Genomic DNA, 14,044 nt, shown 5'->3' with positions numbered 1-14,044 from the left:
TCCGATCGATCAGCGCGCGGTGTGCGCGCGACGCTCAGCCGAGGGGTGTCACCTTTGTGGCCTGCGGGCCCTTCTGACCTTGTTCGATGTCGAACGAGACTCGCTGGCCCTCATCGAGGCTCTTGTATCCGTTGACCTGAATTGCGGAGTAGTGCACGAATACGTCCGCTCCGCCACCGTCGGGAGCGAGGAAGCCGTAGCCCTTCTCGCTGTTGAACCACTTGACGGTGCCCTCTGCCATTCTTGCTCTCCTCGTACCTGGTGCCAGGGCACTCGCCCCCGGCATCGCGCCGCCTGGCCGCTACGCTCCGCGCCCGGGTCGGGACGCCGTTTCGCGATCAGCGACCTCGGCGTCGGCCGGAGCGTACCGTGAGAAGACGATTCTGCCGAGGGTCATCGACCTGGGGTTTACCGGGAAACGGTTTCCCCGCCCCTCACGCGACACCGGGATCGCTGGTTTGCGGCCCGGCCGCCTGGGGGTCGTCGATGGCGTATTTGGCGGCCGCTTCGGAGACGTCACCGCGGTCGATCTCGCCCCGTGCCGCGAGTGCGGCCAGCGCACCGACGGTGATCGATTCGGCGTCGACCGCGAAATGCCGCCGCGTCGCGGGCCGGGTGTCCGACAGCCCGTAGCCGTCGGTGCCCAGCGTCGTGAACGGCGCCGGTACCCACTGCCGGATCAGGTCCGGGACCGCTCGCATCCAGTCCGACACGGCGATGACCGGGGAGTCGTTCCCGGCCAGCGCGGTGCGGACGTAGGGCACCACGGGCTCCTCCTCGGGGTGCACCAGGTTGTGGTGCTCGGCCTCGACGCCATCGCGGCGCAACTCGCCCCACGACGTCACCGACCACACCTCGGCGCCCACTCCCCACTGCTCGGCCAGCAGGTCGCGGGCCCGCAGCGCCCACGGAAGCGCGACGCCGGAGGCGAGCAGCCGGACCTGCGGGCCGTCGGCGCGGGCCGAGCCCGCGTAGCGGTAGATCCCCCGCAGCAGCCCGTCGACGTCGAGGTCCTCCGGCTCGGCGGGCTGCACGTACGGCTCGTTGTAGACCGTCAGGTAGTACATGACGTCCTCCGGCCGCTCGCCGACCATCCGGCGCAGCCCGTCGCGCACGATGTGCGCCACCTCGAACGAGAAGGCCGGGTCGTAGGCGACGACCGCCGGGTTGCTGCTGGCCAGCAGCAGCGAGTGCCCGTCGTTGTGCTGCAGACCCTCCCCGGTCAGCGTCGTGCGTCCCGCGGTGGCGCCGATGAGGAAACCCCGCGTCATCTGGTCGCCTGCGGCCCAGAGCGAGTCGCCGGTGCGCTGGAACCCGAACATCGAGTAGAAGACGTAGACCGGGATCATCGGCTCGTCGTGCGTCGCATAGGACGTGCCCACCGCGATGAACGAGCCGACCGAACCTGCCTCGTTGATGCCCTCGTGCAGCAGCTGTCCCTGCTCGCTCTCGCGGTAGGCCAGCAGCAGCGAGGCGTCCACGGACGTGTACTGCTGTCCCTGCGGGTTGTAGATCTTCTGCGTCGGGAACATCGAGTCGATGCCGAACGTGCGCGCCTCGTCGGGGATGATCGGCACGAGCCGGGGACCGATCTCCGGGTCCTTGACCAGCTCGCGCAGCAGCCGGACGAACGCCATCGTGGTGGCGACCTCCTGCTTGCCCGAACCCCTGCGAACGACCTCGTAGGCCTTGTCGCCGGGCAGGACCAGCGGCTTGGCCGTGGTCCGCCGCGACGGCACCGGGCCACCGAGCGCGCGGCGCCGCTCCTGCATGTACTGCAGCGCGGCATCGTCCTCGTCCGGGTGGTAGTACGGCGGCAGGTAGGGGTCGCGCTCGAGGTCGCCGTCGGAGATCGGGATGCGCAGCTCGTCGCGGAACTGCTTGAGGTCGGCGAGCGAGAGCTTCTTCATCTGGTGGGTGGCGTTGCGCCCGGCGAACGAGCTCAGGCCGTAGCCCTTGATCGTCTTGGCCAGGATGACCGTCGGCTGGCCGTGGTGCTCCAGCGCGGCCGCGTAGGCGGCATAGACCTTGCGGTAGTCGTGCCCGCCGCGCTTGAGCCCCCAGATCTGGTCGTCGGTCAGCGGATCGACGAGCGCCTTGGTGCGCGGGTCGCGGCCGAAGAAGTGCTCCCGGACGAACGCCCCGTCGTTGGCCTTGTAGGTCTGGTAGTCCCCGTCAGGGGTCTGGTTCATCAGGTTGACGAGCGCGCCGTCGCGGTCGGCGTGCAGCAGCGCGTCCCACTCCCGGCCCCAGATCACCTTGATGACGTTCCAGCCGGCGCCCCGGAAGAACGCCTCCAGCTCCTGGATGATCTTGCCGTTGCCGCGGACCGGGCCGTCGAGCCGCTGCAGGTTGCAGTTGATGACGAAGGTGAGGTTGTCCAGAGCGTCGGTGGCGGCGACGTGGATCAGCCCGCGCGACTCCGGCTCGTCCATCTCGCCGTCGCCGAGGAAGGCCCAGACCCGCTGCTGCGAGGTGTCGCAGATGCCGCGGTCGCGCAGGTACCGGTTGACCCGCGCCTGCATGATCGCGTTCATCGGCCCGAGCCCCATCGAGACCGTGGGGAACTCCCAGAAGTCGGGCATCAACCGGGGGTGCGGGTAGGAGGGCAGGCCCTGGCCGGGGCCGCCGTGGGACAGCTCCTGGCGGAAGCCGTCGAGCCGGTCGGCCGACAGCCTGCCTTCCAGGAAGGCCCTGGCGTAGATCCCGGGCGAGGCGTGGCCCTGGATGAAGACCTGGTCTCCTCCACCCGGGTGATCTTTGCCGCGGAAGAAGTGGTTGAACCCGACCTCGTAGAGCGTCGCGGACGACGCGTAGGTCGAGATGTGCCCGCCGACGCCGATGCCGGGCCGCTGGGCGCGGTGCACCATCATCGCGGCGTTCCACCGGATCCAGCGCCGATAGGCGCGCTCGGTCTCCTCATCGCCGGGGAACCACGGCTCGCGCTCGGTCGGAATCGTGTTCACGTAGTCGGTGCTGGTCAGCGACGGCACCCCGACGTGGCGTTCACGGGCCCGCTGAAGCATGCGAAGCATGAGGTAGCGGGCGCGCTGCTGCCCTGCCGCGTCGAGGACCGCGTCGAAGGAGTCGAGCCACTCCGCGGTCTCCTCCGGATCGATGTCCGGCAGATGCGCGGCGAGGCCGTCCCGGATGACGTGTACGCGGCGAGGTGTCGCGCCGGGGCTGCTGGTGGTGCCGATCAAGGGATCTCCCTGCGTGGCTCAAGCTCTGCTCTGGTTGTTGTGCTGCTGTACCTCTATCGTGCCCCTCGCTGCGTGATCGCGGAACGGCGGTTGCGCGGGGCCGTGCCGTCGTGTTCGGATGCCGCATCCAAACACCGGACACGGGCACCAGGCCCGGACCGGAGAACAGAGCGAAATGGGGTACACGCGTGGTCGCCGCGGGAGATGCCGGACGGTCGTCCGACATCGCGGGTAAGCTCGGCATCGAGCCGGGCATGGTCGTCCAGGAACTCGGTTGGGACTCCGACGTCGACGAGGCGGTGCGCGACGCCGTCGAGGAACGCTGCGGCGATGAGCTGCTCGATGAGGACGCCGTCGACGTCATCGATGTGGTGTTGCTGTGGTTCCGGGAGGGCGACGGTGATCTCGTCGACGTCCTCGTCGATGCCCGGAGCCCGCTCGCCGATAACGGGGTCGTGTGGGTCTTGACGCCCAAGACAGGGCGGACGGGCCATCTGGAGCCCAGCGAGATCGCCGAGGCCGCGCCCACGGCCGGGCTCTCACAGACCTCGAACGTCAGCGTGAGCGACGACTGGGCGGGCGCACGGCTCGTCGCGCCGAAGTCGGGCAAAGCCAAACGCTGAGCGTGGCCTAGGCTCAGCTGTCGCCGCCGCCCGCCGCCATGGGGGTGGGTAGTCCGTGCCGAGGGGAGACCCGTACATGGCGCCTGAGGTGGGAGCCGAAGCTCCCGACTTCACGCTGAAGGATCAGAACAACCAAGAGGTGACGCTCTCGTCGTTCCGCGGTCGCAAGGGCGTGCTCGTGGTGTTCTACCCGTTCGCGTTCTCCGGCATCTGCACCGGCGAACAGTCGGCGGTGCGAGACGACCTGTCGAGCTTCCAGAACGACGACGTTCAGGTCGTGGGGATCTCGGTCGACCACCCCTTCACCCTGAAGGCGTGGTCCCAGGCACAGGACTACGATTTCCCACTGCTGGCCGATTTCTGGCCGCACGGCGCGGTGGCCCAGAGGTACGGGGTCTTCGACGCCGACCGGGGCTTCGCGCTGCGCGGGACCTTCCTGGTGGACAAGGAGGGAACGGTGCGGTTCGCGGAGGTCAACGGCCCCGGCGAGCCGCGCGACCAGAGCATCTGGAAGAAGGCGTTGGCCGCGTTGTAGGTCATCGGCATGCCCGGGCCCGTCCACGGGTCCTGGGCACGCGGGGCGCGTAGCTCAGCGGGAGAGCACTCGGCTTACACCCGAGCGGTCGCAGGTTCGAACCCTGCCGCGCCCACCACTGTGACCAGCAGGTTCTGGGTCGTTGCGGATCGCCTCTGGTGTTCATGACACGAGACGCGGACGTCGGCCACGCCCGACGTCGGGCCGCACAACGCATCACATGTACACGCGCTCCACGGAGAAGCACCTCCGGCGGCTTGGCCGCTGGCACCGGACACGTCCTCCGGGGGGACCCGTCGAGCCGTCGCCGGGAACCGGTCTCAGAAGCTGAGGACCGCGATCGCCGCGGTGTAGACGGTGACGAGCGTGACGCCCTCTAACCCGACCCGGCCGGGCCCGCAGGCCTGGCGGACCAGGAGCCCGCTGACCAGCAGGAGCCCGCTCACCAGGACGACGGTCATCAGCGCGCTGACGAGGGTGAGGAACAGCTCGTCGGGCCCGGCCTGCTGGTAGAGCGAGCCGCCCCGGTATAAGACGTCACCGACGGCGACGTCGAGCGCGTCGAGGCAGTTCCCGCCGAGGACCGCGGCGATCGCCAGGGCCAGCGCCCCGCGGCGGACGACCGCGATCCCCGACGTAGGCGGCCTCGGGCACGATGGTCATGGGCGGATCGCGGCCACGGTGGCCTCGGGCAGGTAGCCGACGAGCACGAGCAGGGCCATCAGCAGCCAGCCGAACAGGATGTTCGACAGCGACGCGGCGGCGTGCTCCAGGATGCCGCGCCGGTGGAACAGGTCCGCGACCGCGATGGCACCCGTCTGGGCGGCGATGCCGCCGACGGCGTTGCTGTAGGCAGGTCGGGGCTGTCGCTCGCGGCCGCGACGGCGGTGATGACGGTACCGGACGGTGTGCGCGGCGGTGGTGGCCACCGGCTATGGCCCGGCGGTGAGCGCGAGAACGACCAGGAAGCAGAGGAACACCAGACTCATGACCAGCGCGGCTGCCAGGGCGACCTTGTCCGCGATCCCCTGATCCGTCACCTCGGTATCCGCTGACCGGCTCTCGGACGACGGGTCGAAAACCTGGTCGACCTGCTCACGAATCCAGGCCGTGTCCGGGTCGTCGCCGTCCATCTGGGTCCCCTCGCCGGGACGCGAAGCGGTCGGCGCGGCTGCTATCCGTGCTGCTCGGTGTCGACCGGCTGGTCGTGGTCGTGGTTGTGCCGGACGGCGAGATGCTCGAACGTCCCGGCCGTCTCGCTCCAGTCGTGGGTCACGTGCCAGTGCTCATGGTCGTGGACCATCGCGTCGTGGATGTGCTCAACGAACTCCTGCCCTGCTATGAGTCGCCTCCTCACCTGTAGCGCGGTCACCGAGAATGCCCCGTCCCGCAGCTCGCTAACCGCCGAAAGCAGGTCACCCGCGGTTGTCGACGCGAGCGTGCTCGGGCCCGCGCTCGTCGACGACAACCCTGACAGGTCCGACTCGGGGCCGCTCATCACCGCCGACACGCGCCTTGCGAACGGCTCTGAGCTGTCCTGCCGGGTGGAACTGCTGAGCTGAGCAACGGTTGGCCGCTGCCAGCGGCCGTCGCCGCCGCCCGGGACCCCCGGAGGGCCGTGTCCCAGGGGCTACCGGACATCGCCCTCCGACCGGCTGCTCGACTACTTGGTGCCGGCCGGCAGCAGCGGGCGCGGCCCTGTCGGCAGCCTCGATCCGCCGCCGCCACCACCGCCACCGTCGCTGTCGGTGCGGACCCAGATCAGCACCGACGTGCCGACCTTGACCTCGCGACCCGGCATGGGCTGCTGCCGGACCACCGTCCCGTCCATCGTCGCGGTGTGGCTCGGGTCCTGGTCGACTGCCAACACCCCTGCGTCCAAGGCCGCGTCATGCGCCGCCTCCGCGGCGAGCCCGACGAGCCTCGGCACACGTACCGGCTCCATGGATCGCCGTTTCATACCTGCCAAAAATACCCCGGCCCACGGGGAAGCGGGACAAGGCACCTGCGGACGGGACCTGGACCTGCGGTGCTGCGGCTCGACGAGGGTCCGCCCTGATACTGGAGACGCCGGATGGATCTACGGTGAGCCATCGAGGCCCGCCAGGTCGAAGTCGGCCAGGCGCTCGGGGTCGTTGAGCACATCGATAGCGACGATCTTCCCGTGCGCAACGGTGAAGCCCATGACCGACAACGGCCGCCCGCCCGCGGCGACGACGACGCCGGCGGCTCCGTTGATCAGCGCCGGTCGGGCGAACGGGGAGAGCCGTCCGAAGGTCCGCGCCTGCTCGGCCACGGCTCGGGCGCCGTGGATCACGACGGTCTGACGGGCGCGCGCCACGCCGCCGTCGGCCCGTAGCACGACGTCGGGGTCGAGCACGGCGACGAGCGCGTCGAAGTCGCCGTGGCGGGCGGCAGTGAGGAACGCGTCGACGACGTCGCGTTGGCGGGTGAGATCAGCGTCGGGAGCCGGGGCCTGACCCCGCACGCGGCGGCGGGCGCGGCTCGCGAGCTGCCTCGCCGCGGCCGGGGAACGCTCGATCATCGGGGCGATCTCCTCGAACGGCACGGCGAACATGTCGTGCAGCACGAACGCGAGCCGCTCGGCCGGCGTCAGTGCGTCGAGCACCACCAGCAGCGCCAGCCCCACCGAGTCGGCCAGCAACGCTTCCTGTTCGGGGTCGCCCCCGTCCTCGTGGCTGATGATCGGGTCGGGCATATGCACGTCGAGGGGCTCCTCGCGTCGCGCCTCGCGGCTGCGCAGCATGTTCAGACACACCCGTGCCACCACCGTGGTCAACCAGCCGGCAAGGTTCTCGACGCTGCCGGTGTCGGCGCGATGGAGGCGCAGCCAGGCTTCCTGGACGGCGTCATCGGCCTCGTTGAGCGAGCCGAGCATCCCGTAGGCCACCGCCCGCAGGCGAGTCCGGTGTTCCTCGAAACACTCGGTCAGCGATCCGCGCTCGTCCATCGGTCACATTCCTTCGTCGCGGGGTGTCATATCAGTAGACCTCCGAAAATCAGCAGATGTGACCGGGAGATCGGCCCCGGACGAACGAAGTGGAGATGACCATGACCGCACCCCTTCTGGTTACCGGCGGCACGGGCACGCTCGGGCGCCTCGTCGTACCGCTCCTGAGGGAGGCCGGCTGCACTGTGCGGGTGCTCAGCCGGCGCAGCCACGAGCCGGGGGACGGCATCGAGTTCGTGACCGGCGATCTGGCCACCGGCGAGGGGCTCGACGCCGCGATGCATGGGGTCGAGAGGATCGTGCACCTCGCGGGCAACGCCAAGGGCGATGAGGACAAGGCCCGCAAGCTGGTACGCGCGGCGTCGCAGGCCGGCGCCCGGCATCTGGTGTACATCTCGGTCGTCGGCGCCGGCCGGATCCCGGTCGTCAGCGGTGTGGATCGCGCCATGTTCGGCTACTTCGCGTCCAAGCGGGCCGCAGAGCAGGCGATCGCCGACTCCGGACTGCCGTGGACGACATTGCGCGCCACCCAGTTTCACGAACTGATGCTGATGGTGGCCCGGAGCCTGGCGAAGCTGCCGGTGATACCGGTCCCGGCCGGCTTCCGGGTCCAGCCGGTCGACGCCGCGGAGGTGGCGGCTCGACTCGTCGAGCTTGCCCTCGGCACGCCGTCCGGTCTCGTGCCCGATATCGCCGGGCCGCGGGTGTACGGGGCGGCCGAGCTGCTCCGCGAGTATCTGCGGGCCAGCCACCGGCACCGGCCGATCCTGCCGGTCAGGCTTCCCGGCAAGGCCGCCGGCGCATTCCGGGCCGGTGCGAATCTGGAGCCCGAACGGGCGGTGGGGCATCGGACGTGGGAGGACTTCCTGGCCGAGCGGCTGAGTTCAGGGCACCGAGCCGTCGCGGTCGGCAGCTGACGTCCGAGCCGTCCCGCCCCGAGCGCCGACCCTTGCCGGGAACCCTGCTCACCAATGATCACCGAAAACGGGACACACACCGCACGTACGCGGCGCATGTCCCGTTTTCGTCGATCAAGGACGTCCGTACAGCTTCGGACGGCGTTGAGCCCGGCCGCCACTGCCGGAGACTTCGGCGGCCGGGTCCGGACTCAGTGGGCCGGCGGAGCCTCGTCCTGGGCGGGCGGACGGATCAGGAACGCGCCGATGATGGCGATCGGAGAGAGGCACGCGGCCACGAGGAACGCGGTGTGCATCCCCGCCGCGGTCTGCTCGATCACGCTGACGCCGGCAGTGGCGACCTCCGCGGCGCGTACGCTGAGCACGCTGACGAGCAGGGCGACACCGGCGGCGCCGGCCAACTGCTGGGTGGTGCCGAAGACCGCGCTGCCGTAGGAGTACAGGTGCGGTGGAACGGCGCCGAGGCCCGCGGTGAACAGCGGCGTGAACACGAACGCCAGCCCGACGCTGAGCAGCAGATGGAACACCAGGACGAGCAGGACCGGGCTGGTCGCGTCGAACAGGGTGGTGAACCACAGGGCGGCGCTGGTGACCACGGTGCCGGGCACCAGCAGCTTCCGCGCACCGAACCGGTCGTACAGCCTTCCCACCACGGGGCCGAGCAGCCCCATGAGCAGGCCACCGGGCAGCAGCACCAAACCGATGGCCAGTGGCTCCATTCCCAGGACGTTCTGCATGTAGATCGGCAGCAGGACGATCATGCCGAGCAGCGTGCCCATCATCAGCATCATCATCACGGTCGCCACGGTGAACGTGCGCGACCCGAAGGTGCGCAGGTCGAGCAGGGCGCGGTCGGTGCGCTGGAGCACGATCTGCCGGGTGAGGAAGGCTGCCAGGCCGATCGTCCCGACCACGAACGCCGACCAGGTGGCGGGGGTGAGCGGGTTGCCTGCCTGCTGCCCGATATTGCTCAGCCCGTACACGAGGCCACCGAAGCCGAGCACCGAGAGCACGACCGACCAGAGGTCGATCGGCGTGCTGATAGATTCACCGAGGTCGGTCAGCCGGCGCAGACCCAGCACGAGGGTGACGAGTGCGATCGGCAGCACGATCCAGAACAGGAAGCGCCAACCGAGCACGCTGAGCACCAGACCGGAGACGGTGGGCCCGATGGCCGGTGCCACCGAGATGACGATCGAGATGTTGCCCATCACCGCCCCGCGGCGGGTGGGCGGCACCAGAGTCATCACGGCGGTCATCAGCAGCGGCAGCATGATCGCCGTGCCGCTGGCCTGCACGACTCGGGCGGCCAGCAGCACGCCGAAGCCCGGCGCCAGCGCGGCGACCAGCGTGCCGGCGCTGAACAGCGCCATCGCGACGCCGTACAGCCGCCGGGTGGCCACCCGGCGGATGAGATAGCCGGTGATGGGGATGATCACGGACATGGTGAGCAGAAAGCCCGCGGTGAGCCACTGGCCCACGCTCGCCTCGACCTGCAGATCGTCCATCAGCACCGGCAGCGCCACGCTCATGATCGTCTCGTTCAGGATGACGACGAACGTGGAGACGAGGAGTACCGCGATCACCGTGCGATCGCGGGTGGTCAGCTGAACGGGCGCGCCCGGAGGGATCGCCTCGGGCACAGCGACGTCGGCGTTGGTCACAGTTGTCCTTGTCGTCGGGGGGCGCATGACCCGGCAGAGAGGCCGTGGCCGTCTGGCCCGAATCTAGGAGATAGGACCGACAGAACGCGCTGGATTTATCGGTGCCGACGGTCACGTCCCGAGGCCGGCCCGCGAGGGGTCGATCTCGGCGGCCTGACGACCGCCACTCCGCGGCAGCTCACGGTGCCGTCACGTCACACGCGGCAGAGGATTTCGCCGTGGGGGATGGCGAACCAGCCGTCGGGGTGCTCACACCCAGGCCGTCCAGGCCGCGGAGATTCCTTCCAGTTCGGCCCGGGTGGCGTGGCCGCCGTCGACGGCCTGCTCGGCGAGGCGGGAGTCGAGGATCCGGTCGGCCCACAGCCCGTCCCACCAGGCCCGCTCGTTCGGCGCTCTCGGCGATCGTCATGACCGACGTCTACGGCAAGAACATCGCCCGAGGGCGGCCGAACCCGCGCGCTGATGAACAGGATCATCAGCGCGCCTCACAGCCCGTAGTGGATCGGGCCGGACAACCCATCGCGATGCGTCCTTCACGCACTACCGTCGTCAGTAGAGGCGAGGCGCCCGTGGCGGGCGCCGGAGCGGCGGCGACATGGATACGGACACGACGACCGTCGGCCCCTCGGCCGAGGCGAACCAGCTCACCGAGCAGATGTGGCGCGAGGTGATGGCGCAGCTTCGCGCGTTCGTCCGCCGGCGCATCGCCGACCCGGATCGGGCGGACGACCTCGTCGGGGAGATCCTGCTGCGCGTCCACCAGAGGCTCGACTCGGTCGACGACCGGGCTCGCCTGGCGAACTGGGTCTTCCGGGTCGCCCGCAACGCGGTCATCGACGAGTACCGCCGTGCTGGGCGGGACCGCGAGCGGCTGGTGCCGACGCCGGTTGACTCGCCCGCCGAGGGTCCGGTGCCCGGGAACGAGGACTCGACCGGTGCCGTCGAGGAGCTCGCGAAGTGCCTGCGCCCGTTGCTCGGTGGGCTGCCGCCCGACCAACGCCGGGCCGTGGAGCTGATCGATCTCGACGGGTGGCCCCAGTCCCGCGCCGCACGCAGCGAGGGTGTCTCGCTGTCGGGCATGAAGTCCCGCGTGCAGCGCGGGCGACGTCGTCTGGCAGACCTGCTCGGGCAGTGCTGTGAGCTCACCCTCGACGCTCGTGGCCTGCCGATGGACTACACGGCTCAACAGCGCTGCGACTGCGCCGGCGACATGCGGTGACCGGCGTTCTGCCGGTCACCGCGGATGCGGCGTGATCAGCCGCAGCAGGTGGCGTCGGCGGTGTCCTGGGCCGCGCAGCTCGCCGCGCACACCGACGTCGTCTGGTTGTCCGGGTTGTCCGGGTTGTCGTCGGTGACGCTGTAGTACTCCCACCATCCGTGGGGCACGTCCGGGGCGGCCACGAACACCTTCTCCTGCACCGCGTGGCAGCACAGGTCCCGCTCGGCGACGGTCGTCTCCAGACCGTCGGCCCGGAACCTGGCCAGCGCCGTGGCCACGTCGTCCGGTGTGGATGCCTCGACCCCGAGGTGGTTGAGCCGCTCCGTCGCGCCCGGGTTCTCGATCAGCACCAGCTTCAGCGGCGGGTCCGCGACCGCGAAGTTGGCGTAGCCGTCGCGGACCTTGTGCGGCCCCACCCCGAACAACCGGGTGTAGAAGGCGGTCGCCTCCGCGAGGTCGTCGACGTTGAGCGCGAGCTGGATCCGTGTGCTGGACATGATCGGTGCCTCCTGGTCGAGGTCGTGCGTTGCTGTCGTCCTTGTTGACGACGAGGCGGCCGATCGGACGCAGCGGCGACGCGAGCCGCGTCCACTCCGCGGGCCCGCCGTCAGACAGGAGGGCTGACGTCTTCCCCCGACTTCCCGCAGGAGAGCAACATGGTCCGCCACACCACACACCCCCGCACCGGTCGCGTCACCCTCCGCGAGCTGCGGCGGGACGAGCCAGACGTCCTCGACGTCCTCATGTCCGGCTTTTGACGCTCCCCCGCCTGAAGGCGGGGGATTCCTGCTTCTTCAACGGATGCCTCCTCGCTTCAGGAGCGCGGCGGTCTCACTCCATCTCCACAGGCGGACACCGCCAGCCCGGCGGCCAGAACGCTGCGTGCCGCGTTCACGTCGCGGTCGTGGACCGCGCCGCAGCGGCAGGTCCACTCCCGCACGGAAAGCGGCAGTTGCTCGCGGATCGCGCCGCAGGCCGAGCACGTCTTGCTGCTCGGGTAGAACCGGTCGATCACGATCACCTCGCGGCCGTACCAGGCCGCCTTGTACTCCAGTTGCCGCCGCAACTCCGACCACGAGGCGTCGGAGATGGCGCGGGCCAGCGAGTGGTTGCGCACCAGGTTGCGGAGCGACAGGTCCTCGATGACGATCACTTGGTTTTCGTTGATCAGTCTCGTGGACAGCTTGTGCAGCAGGTCGCGGCGGCGGTCGGCGATTCGGCCGTGGATGCGGGCCACCCGCAGCCGGGCCTTCGCCCGGTTCGCCGACCCCTTCCGCCTGTGGGCCAGCGCCCGCTGGGCGCGGGCCAACCTCGTCCGGTCGCGCCGCTCGGGGCGCGGGTTGGTGACCTTCTCCCCGGTGGACAGGGTGACCAGGGAGGTGATCCCGGCATCGATCCCGACCTGTGCGGTCGTGGCAGGCGCGTCGTGCACGACGGTCTCGACCAGGATCGAGAGGTGGTACTGGCCCCGCGCGTTCCGCGACACCGTCACCTGCGACGGCACGGCACCGGTCGGCAGCGGGCGCGACCAGCGGATGTCCAGCGGACGGTCCTGTTTGGCCAGGGTGACTTGGCCGTCCCGATAGGTGAAGCAGCCCCGGAAGTAGGTGGCCGAGTCGGTGCTCTTGCCCTTGCGCTTGAACGTCGGGTACCTGGCGCACTTGGTCCAGAAGTTCACGAACGCGGTTTGCAGGTGCCGCAGGGTGGCTTGCAGCGGCCCCTTCGACGGCTCGGCCAGCCACGCGGTTTCCGGGTCCCGCTTCCATCCGGTGAGCCAGCGGTCGGTCTCGGCGTGCGTGACCCGCCGCTGCTCGGCGGTCCAGGCTCGGGACCGCTCCGCGAGGGCCCGGTTGTAGACGTACCGGACGCATCCGAACGTCTTTGCCAGCTGTTCGGCCTGCGCGGGGGTCGGGTAGCAGCGGTACCGGTAGGCCCGCTTCACCACCCGCTCTCCCATGGTTGACAGAATAGCAGATTGCTCTGTCAGGTGATCGCCGATGCGCTATCACCGGCCTGAAGGCCGGAGCCTGCGCGCTACGTCTTTCGGTCACCGTGGGCGTCCCGCTGGTGAGGCTTTGAGAGTGATCAAGTGGCTACGTTCTGGAGTGAGATCCGTGAGGACCGGGAGCGGGGTTCGTGGTGCTCGCACAACCGTCGTGGTGCTCACAACGAGAGCGGGACGGGTGTGCGGACACTGCGCCGTTTGTGCGGGCACCCCGACGGGTGTGTGGGTACCTGCACCTCCCGGACCGATCTGGGCGACGTGTCAGCGCGGCCTCGGCGATGTCGTCGGGGCTCGCGGCGTCGGCCAGCTGGTCGATCTCCCGCGACTTGGAGATGTCCCAGTTCTGGCAGAACCGGCAGGCCAGGTTGCAGCCCGTGGTCCCGAACGAGAGCACGGCGGTGCCGGGCAGGAAATGGTTGAGCGGCTTCTTCTCGACCGGATCCACGCAGAACCCGCTGGACCGGCCGTAGGAGGTGAGCACCACCTGGTCGCCGGTCCGGCCGCGGACGAAGCACAGCCCCCGCTGGCCCTCGCGGAGCCGGCAGGCCCGCGGGCACACGTCGCACTGCACCCGGCCGTCGGGGAGCCGGCGCCAGTAGCGGCCCGGCACGGTGTACCGGTCGTCGAGGCTGATCTCGGAGGTCATGGCGGGCTTCCTCCTGGCCCACCCTAGTGCTGCGTTCCTCAAAGCAGGTAGATGAACTTACGGCGGAGTGTGCGGTGGGGCGGTGGCAGCCGTCCCCACACCCAGGGTGTGGCGCGGGCGTTGAGCTGGGCGGTGGCCAGCGTGACGGCAGCGGCGATCTCGTGGGCGTCGGCGAAGGTCTGGCCGGCGAACGCGGCGCGGCGCAGCAGCCGCCACCAGCCTTCCTGCAGGTTGAGCCAGCAGGCGCGGACCGGGATGAAC

General features: G+C 69.9%; 16 protein-coding genes, 1 tRNA gene and 1 pseudogene. 5 read left to right on the top strand and 13 right to left on the bottom strand.

The window, feature by feature from the left end; all coding sequences use genetic code 11:
- Positions 1 to 34: 34 nt before the first annotated feature.
- Both G567_RS0118285 and aceE read right to left on the bottom strand, forming a co-directional pair.
- Positions 35 to 241, bottom strand: coding sequence for a cold-shock protein (locus tag G567_RS0118285; protein WP_028931121.1), 207 nt, complete (start codon positions 239 to 241; stop codon positions 35 to 37).
- 193 nt (positions 242 to 434) lie between these two features.
- Entirely contained in the window at positions 435 to 3,203 is a 2,769-nt protein-coding gene (aceE, locus tag G567_RS0118280) for a pyruvate dehydrogenase (acetyl-transferring), homodimeric type (protein ID WP_028931120.1), read from the bottom strand.
- A 188-nt stretch (positions 3,204 to 3,391) separates the two neighbouring features.
- Between aceE and G567_RS0118275 the strand changes: the two genes are divergently transcribed.
- The 3 genes from G567_RS0118275 to G567_RS0118265 all read left to right on the top strand — a co-directional run bounded on the left by G567_RS0118275 (position 3,392) and on the right by G567_RS0118265 (position 4,479).
- A complete protein-coding gene (locus tag G567_RS0118275; RefSeq protein WP_028931119.1) occupies positions 3,392 to 3,826 on the top strand; it encodes a DUF3052 domain-containing protein in 435 nt (144 codons plus the stop codon).
- A 76-nt stretch (positions 3,827 to 3,902) separates the two neighbouring features.
- Positions 3,903 to 4,361, top strand: a complete 459-nt coding sequence (locus tag G567_RS0118270; protein WP_028931118.1) for a peroxiredoxin — start codon at positions 3,903 to 3,905, stop codon at positions 4,359 to 4,361.
- Between the two features lie 43 nt (positions 4,362 to 4,404).
- Positions 4,405 to 4,479, top strand: a tRNA-Val gene (locus G567_RS0118265).
- A 202-nt stretch (positions 4,480 to 4,681) separates the two neighbouring features.
- On the opposite strand, the gene G567_RS34370 is transcribed toward G567_RS0118265, so the two are convergent.
- The 6 genes from G567_RS34370 to sigJ all read right to left on the bottom strand — a co-directional run bounded on the left by G567_RS34370 (position 4,682) and on the right by sigJ (position 7,332).
- Positions 4,682 to 4,822, bottom strand: a complete 141-nt coding sequence (locus G567_RS34370; RefSeq protein ID WP_154667161.1) for a hypothetical protein — start codon at positions 4,820 to 4,822, stop codon at positions 4,682 to 4,684.
- Between the two features lie 198 nt (positions 4,823 to 5,020).
- A complete protein-coding gene (locus G567_RS0118255; RefSeq protein ID WP_028931117.1) occupies positions 5,021 to 5,290 on the bottom strand; it encodes a hypothetical protein in 270 nt (89 codons plus the stop codon).
- 3 nt (positions 5,291 to 5,293) lie between these two features.
- Complete coding sequence (locus G567_RS0118250; protein ID WP_028931116.1) at positions 5,294 to 5,494, bottom strand: hypothetical protein; 201 nt, start codon at positions 5,492 to 5,494, stop codon at positions 5,294 to 5,296.
- A gap of 41 nt (positions 5,495 to 5,535) precedes the next feature.
- Positions 5,536 to 5,859 (bottom strand): hypothetical protein, encoded by a 324-nt coding sequence (locus G567_RS0118245; RefSeq protein WP_147201053.1) that lies wholly within the window; start codon positions 5,857 to 5,859, stop codon positions 5,536 to 5,538.
- Between the two features lie 165 nt (positions 5,860 to 6,024).
- Positions 6,025 to 6,321, bottom strand: coding sequence for a PASTA domain-containing protein (locus G567_RS29720; protein WP_084796233.1), 297 nt, complete (start codon positions 6,319 to 6,321; stop codon positions 6,025 to 6,027).
- A 120-nt stretch (positions 6,322 to 6,441) separates the two neighbouring features.
- The gene (sigJ, locus tag G567_RS0118235) at positions 6,442 to 7,332 is read right to left on the bottom strand and encodes an RNA polymerase sigma factor SigJ (protein WP_028931114.1); all 891 of its coding nucleotides are present in this window, start codon (positions 7,330 to 7,332) and stop codon (positions 6,442 to 6,444) included.
- 101 nt (positions 7,333 to 7,433) lie between these two features.
- On the opposite strand from sigJ, the gene G567_RS0118230 reads away from it, so the two are divergent.
- Positions 7,434 to 8,249: an SDR family oxidoreductase gene (locus tag G567_RS0118230; RefSeq protein ID WP_028931113.1), complete on the top strand. Its 816-nt coding sequence runs from the start codon at positions 7,434 to 7,436 to the stop codon at positions 8,247 to 8,249.
- Positions 8,250 to 8,440: 191 nt separating this feature from the next.
- Here the strand turns inward: G567_RS0118230 and G567_RS0118225 are convergent, their stop codons facing one another.
- Complete coding sequence (locus G567_RS0118225; protein WP_028931112.1) at positions 8,441 to 9,913, bottom strand: DHA2 family efflux MFS transporter permease subunit; 1,473 nt, start codon at positions 9,911 to 9,913, stop codon at positions 8,441 to 8,443.
- 595 nt (positions 9,914 to 10,508) lie between these two features.
- On the opposite strand from G567_RS0118225, the gene G567_RS0118220 reads away from it, so the two are divergent.
- Positions 10,509 to 11,132, top strand: a complete 624-nt coding sequence (locus G567_RS0118220) for a sigma-70 family RNA polymerase sigma factor (RefSeq protein ID WP_028931111.1) — start codon at positions 10,509 to 10,511, stop codon at positions 11,130 to 11,132.
- Positions 11,133 to 11,167: 35 nt separating this feature from the next.
- On the opposite strand, the gene G567_RS0118215 is transcribed toward G567_RS0118220, so the two are convergent.
- From G567_RS0118215 to G567_RS34880, 4 genes and pseudogenes are all read right to left on the bottom strand, one after another.
- Positions 11,168 to 11,629, bottom strand: coding sequence for an ArsI/CadI family heavy metal resistance metalloenzyme (locus G567_RS0118215; protein ID WP_028931110.1), 462 nt, complete (start codon positions 11,627 to 11,629; stop codon positions 11,168 to 11,170).
- A 317-nt stretch (positions 11,630 to 11,946) separates the two neighbouring features.
- Positions 11,947 to 13,089, bottom strand: coding sequence for an RNA-guided endonuclease InsQ/TnpB family protein (locus G567_RS0118205; RefSeq protein ID WP_037057635.1), 1,143 nt, complete (start codon positions 13,087 to 13,089; stop codon positions 11,947 to 11,949).
- Between the two features lie 136 nt (positions 13,090 to 13,225).
- Positions 13,226 to 13,783 (bottom strand): AmmeMemoRadiSam system radical SAM enzyme, encoded by a 558-nt coding sequence (gene amrS, locus G567_RS0118200; RefSeq protein ID WP_028931108.1) that lies wholly within the window; start codon positions 13,781 to 13,783, stop codon positions 13,226 to 13,228.
- A 38-nt stretch (positions 13,784 to 13,821) separates the two neighbouring features.
- Positions 13,822 to 14,044 (bottom strand): annotated as a pseudogene (locus tag G567_RS34880) (hypothetical protein); the annotation flags it as partial.

It is taken from the genome of Pseudonocardia asaccharolytica DSM 44247 = NBRC 16224, assembly GCF_000423625.1.
Lineage (GTDB): Bacteria > Actinomycetota > Actinomycetes > Mycobacteriales > Pseudonocardiaceae > Pseudonocardia > Pseudonocardia asaccharolytica.
The sequence above is the reverse complement of the archived record's forward strand: the minus strand, read 5'-3'. Positions and strand labels throughout refer to the sequence as shown.

What these genes read in the sequence shown, in the direction of transcription:
- G567_RS0118205 (WP_037057635.1), bottom strand. Translation starts at nt 13,089, where the DNA reads ATGGGAGAGCGGGTGGTGAAGCGGGCCTACCGGTACCGCTGCTACCCG.
- G567_RS0118220 (WP_028931111.1), top strand. Translation starts at nt 10,509, where the DNA reads ATGGATACGGACACGACGACCGTCGGCCCCTCGGCCGAGGCGAACCAG.
- G567_RS0118245 (WP_147201053.1), bottom strand. Translation starts at nt 5,859, where the DNA reads ATGAGCGGCCCCGAGTCGGACCTGTCAGGGTTGTCGTCGACGAGCGCG.
- G567_RS0118230 (WP_028931113.1), top strand. Translation starts at nt 7,434, where the DNA reads ATGACCGCACCCCTTCTGGTTACCGGCGGCACGGGCACGCTCGGGCGC.
- amrS (WP_028931108.1), bottom strand. Translation starts at nt 13,783, where the DNA reads ATGACCTCCGAGATCAGCCTCGACGACCGGTACACCGTGCCGGGCCGC.
- G567_RS0118270 (WP_028931118.1), top strand. Translation starts at nt 3,903, where the DNA reads ATGGCGCCTGAGGTGGGAGCCGAAGCTCCCGACTTCACGCTGAAGGAT.
- G567_RS29720 (WP_084796233.1), bottom strand. Translation starts at nt 6,321, where the DNA reads ATGAAACGGCGATCCATGGAGCCGGTACGTGTGCCGAGGCTCGTCGGG.
- G567_RS34370 (WP_154667161.1), bottom strand. Translation starts at nt 4,822, where the DNA reads ATGACCGTCGTCCTGGTGAGCGGGCTCCTGCTGGTCAGCGGGCTCCTG.
- sigJ (WP_028931114.1), bottom strand. Translation starts at nt 7,332, where the DNA reads ATGGACGAGCGCGGATCGCTGACCGAGTGTTTCGAGGAACACCGGACT.
- G567_RS0118285 (WP_028931121.1), bottom strand. Translation starts at nt 241, where the DNA reads ATGGCAGAGGGCACCGTCAAGTGGTTCAACAGCGAGAAGGGCTACGGC.
- G567_RS0118250 (WP_028931116.1), bottom strand. Translation starts at nt 5,494, where the DNA reads ATGGACGGCGACGACCCGGACACGGCCTGGATTCGTGAGCAGGTCGAC.
- G567_RS0118215 (WP_028931110.1), bottom strand. Translation starts at nt 11,629, where the DNA reads ATGTCCAGCACACGGATCCAGCTCGCGCTCAACGTCGACGACCTCGCG.